General features: G+C 52.9%; 4 protein-coding genes and 1 pseudogene. 2 read left to right on the top strand and 3 right to left on the bottom strand.

The window, feature by feature from the left end:
* On the top strand, positions 1–223 hold a 223-nt coding region (locus AB2L51_RS14935), incomplete at its 5' end, for a hypothetical protein (RefSeq protein WP_475557850.1).
* A gap of 213 nt (positions 224–436) precedes the next feature.
* Here the strand turns inward: AB2L51_RS14935 and AB2L51_RS14930 are convergent.
* A complete protein-coding gene (locus tag AB2L51_RS14930; protein WP_395583025.1) occupies positions 437–1,291 on the bottom strand; it encodes a hypothetical protein in 855 nt (284 codons plus the stop codon).
* A complete protein-coding gene (locus AB2L51_RS14925; RefSeq protein ID WP_395583024.1) occupies positions 1,288–1,914 on the bottom strand; it encodes a hypothetical protein in 627 nt (208 codons plus the stop codon). The genes AB2L51_RS14930 and AB2L51_RS14925 overlap by 4 nt, the downstream gene beginning before the upstream one ends.
* A 919-nt stretch (positions 1,915–2,833) precedes the next feature.
* Here AB2L51_RS14925 and AB2L51_RS14920 point away from each other — a divergent pair.
* Positions 2,834–3,262, top strand: a complete 429-nt coding sequence (locus AB2L51_RS14920) for a hypothetical protein (RefSeq protein ID WP_395583023.1) — start codon at positions 2,834–2,836, stop codon at positions 3,260–3,262.
* A 261-nt stretch (positions 3,263–3,523) separates the two neighbouring features.
* Here the strand turns inward: AB2L51_RS14920 and AB2L51_RS14915 are convergent.
* A pseudogene (locus tag AB2L51_RS14915) lies at positions 3,524–3,823 on the bottom strand (hypothetical protein); the annotation flags it as partial.

Here is a 3,823-nt window from a genome sequence, read left to right as displayed (position 1 = left end):
GGAGTGTGAAGGCATGGGTCAAATCTCGATGAAAATTTCCGCCCTACCCGGGTCAGTTCTCAGTGAAAATCAACAGTTCTCCCTCACCAAGATCAACTGGAACTCGACCCAGATGAATCAGCGGCTCCCGATACCCATCCGGGCGGCGCGCATGGTCGGCGAGATACTCAAATACGTTAGGGACGGTCAGGTCGAGAGCACCGACTATCGTAAATACATTTGACCGGCCGTGAGGCGATCCGCGCCGCGTATTGCCGATTGAGGGCCCGCTCCACGGCTCATTCGGGGGGGGGGGCTTCCTGCCTGTCCGCTTTCGGAAAACGCTACGCTGATAGCAGCCGTCATCGGCATCAAGTCGAAGAGGCTATTGCCGGCCAGTTGAAGACACTCAGCACTCAATGCACGAATAATCTGACCGCAATAGAATTCAGCCTTTTTACCCCGCAACGTGCCTAGTTGCTATCTCGCGCGCGAGATCTTGTAGGAACCGAGTGGCCGGTCCTACCGTCAGATCGTGGGCCTGATCCGTCTTTGTCCAGCGATGAACACCAACCAAGGTCGCGAGCAACGGCCAGTCTATCAGTGAGCCGCGAAGTGGAATCTCGTTCCATTCCTCTTGGTCATCTTGCAGTGTGGCGATATAGCCCTCGTAGTCTAGAAGACTACCCATCAACAGAGACTGGTTAACTTTCCCGGTCTGCTGATAGTCGTGCGCTACTCTGACTAGTGGTGAACGTCGAGCGAACAAGTCAAGCTGTGGGATCTTGTAACCCTGATCAAGTCCCTCGCCTGCATGGTCATGAACTTCGTCAATAAATGCCGTCGATGCGAATGCCGCAGGAACAATGAGTTCAACGAGTCGATGTCGCTCGGACAGAGAGTAATCGGTGAGATTGAGCAGCTCAATACGGCCAAATCTGACAGTCTCAATAATGGCCTTTTCTTCGGACAACCTAACTTTTGTCGTTCCGGTGAGCGCACCCAGCGTTGCGCTGAAGAGGCACTGCATCAGCGTTTGCCTAGTCAGGTGGATGTCGATTTTCGAGATATTGCTGGCAATGCGCATTCCATCGTCCAAACGGTCTGTCACAAAAGCCAGGCCGACGGCATCACCCTGTTGGTAGATGACGTCAGTCGGTGTCCAGAGAGGCAGTATAATCGGACCACCCGGCAGATTCTGTTCAATTGTAATTTGAATGATCGAGCTAACAGCAGTGTGAAGGTTCTCAGAAAAAGCGAGCCATGCTTCAACATCTGCATCCGACCAAGTTTCGCTGCCGGGTAGCCTCATCTTGCACCGATCACGTTCGAGATTGCGTCAGGTTCCACAAAATCGGTGTTGATAAAATAATTGTTGCTGCCCTTCCATGCCGCATTGATGGCATTGCCTTTTGCGTCGAACTTCATCACCCAAGCGATCTGACGGCGTGGGACATATAGCTTTGCTGTCACCTCTCCTTGGTAGTGAAATCTGTGAAAGGTTGGGAACAATTTCAAGTCGCGTACGTCCTCTGCTAACCCAGGAATATCGGGAGCTGGCTTGGGTGTCGTTACTACCCAAAGCCGGAAGACGAAGCCTGGGCTCTTACCACCCTTGGTCGCAAACTTGAGAGCAGTCCCGATGGCGGGAAATGTTAATGCAGGCTTTTTGCGACCATTATACTCCACGCAACCGGCGCCTAGCGAGATGTATGGGGTTGTTGCCGACACCTTTCTATACGCGTTGACATGATCATCGAGTGCGCTTGCCGACAGCGCGTTCTGTTGGGCAACCTGCGTGCCGGCAAGTGGATTGCCTCTATTGTGGATTATCCACTGGCTGAGCAAGCCCGTGTCCGTAAGGACCCCTTCGGCCGTCGTATCGTCGAAAGTAGGACTTTCTGTGATTCCTTTGAAACACCAATTCACTAGCACGGTGCCGATCCTCGCTCACTTCACTCATATTAGCATGTCTCCGCACTAATCTTGATTGCGGCTGCCCTCTTCAGAGTCACTACTATGATTGAATATCGAAAGGCTACAAAGGATTGGGACACGCGGATCGAAACGAACGTCGGCATAAACACACCATTCACAGGCCCACCCTCCATCGCTAAGCCTGTGAAGCACAACCATGCACTCAGTTCAATAAATTAATAGGTCCTGAGCCTAGACACTTTCCCCTGTCCGGACCCGCGATCGCGCCGACATTATCTGATGAACCTACGGCACCTACGAGCAAATCAGAATATGAACCGGACCTTTTGGATACCACGGCAATTTAGACATGGCAGATCGCCGGAACAGTTCGTTAATAAACGACCGGTTTGAGCCGGATGCTGCCGTTCGGCAAAAGGATACTGAACGACCGCAAGTCCCGAACTCAGTCTATCACGCTTAGTTTAGCGATGTCCGCTTTCAGGCAATTACCATAAGCGCTCGAATGTCCGCAAAGAAGGCGACTGCCGCCTGTCTGCTTCTGCATCACTGAGCGGACAGGCAGTTTTGGGGGAAACGCGACTGTCTGCTTTGCGGTTCGATCTCTTAGAAGCGAACGTCTCCGCCAATCTCGGGGCGGTTCAGTTTTGAGAGACCCGGCCGACGCAGATCGAGAATGTCGGCCAGATTTATGACCGGCTCGATATAGTCTCTGCGCCGGGCTCTGAAAGCCGGTTGTGTCGTCGCCCTGATATGCGCCCATGACGAGAACGTAGCAGGAACATAAGCCAGATAGCTAGAGGACAAAATTCCTGTCCGCCGCTTCGTTGCTCGCCAATGGGTTATTCAGGTATCTTGATTGCACCTTGCACGGGGCAACACCGTCAGCAGCGTAAGTGTAGGAGAGGAAGATTCCGTGAAAGACGATAGGCTTAGAGTCCCAATCGACGATCCATACCTCCATGCAGTCGGGCTCGCATTGATATGCTTTGCGCGTGCCGAGTGGGCTGCGGTCTATTGCTGCGAGAAAATGGACCCCGGATATATCGGGACAGTTGGGAAAAAAACTGCCGGCCAGATTGCAACCGATCTTGTGGCCAGAGCAGCAGCACATCCTGATCCGGCAGTGGTCGCGACACTCAGCCCAGCCGCCGATGAATTTAAGCGGCTTGTCGGTATTCGAAATGATCTGATGCACGCCAATCCCGGTACAGCACCAAACGGTGATCAGCGCTTATTTCGCAAAGGTTCTGAGTGGACAATTCCAGCGGTGGACGATGCTGCGGACGAGTTTACCGCCAACAGTATCATTCTCAACGATCACTATCACAACGTGCTGAAGTAGGTTGAATGACGTTTGCGCTCGTAAATGGACACCTCTTGCTGTCCGCCGAAAAGATCTGCCTGAGGAGAAGTGACCACGCATGGACAAATGTCCGGAATGTGCAGACTTCAGCGTCCAGGGATTTGAAATGTGTTCGCAAGGAGGGTCCGCTTTCGGCAAAGCCGTTGACCCGCTCTCATGTCCGAAAAGTAGGCGACTGCCGCCTGTCTGCTGTTACCATGCCGAGGAATAAGGGAAGTGGGGAATGGAAAGGGGCGTGTTTCAGGCGCGGGCTGAGAAACGATCCCATGCGGTAATTTCACGGGTGAGCAGGGCGACCTCACGAAGATAGATTTCTGTTTTCAGGAAATGCTGTTCGTCTTCTTTTTGCGCCTGCGGCACTTCAGTAAACCACGCTTTGGGGCGACCATCTGTGCCGTCATTCCAGCGGTAGCCACGGGCCTTGAGCTTATCTTTAAGGTCAAAGGGGGCATTCTCCACCCAGATGGAGGGTTCGAAGAACCATGAATTACAGACGTCTTTGCCCGATTTTAGGGGCAGTAGGCTGGCATTGAAGGTTCT

This window comes from Acetobacter fabarum (assembly GCF_040702925.2).
Classification (GTDB): domain Bacteria; phylum Pseudomonadota; class Alphaproteobacteria; order Acetobacterales; family Acetobacteraceae; genus Acetobacter; species Acetobacter fabarum_B.
The sequence above is the reverse complement of the archived record's forward strand: the minus strand, read 5'-3'. Positions and strand labels throughout refer to the sequence as shown.

Excerpts from the sequence above, each read along its gene's own strand:
- AB2L51_RS14930 (WP_395583025.1), bottom strand. The coding sequence starts at position 1,291 with ATGAGGCTACCCGGCAGCGAAACTTGGTCGGATGCAGATGTTGAAGCA.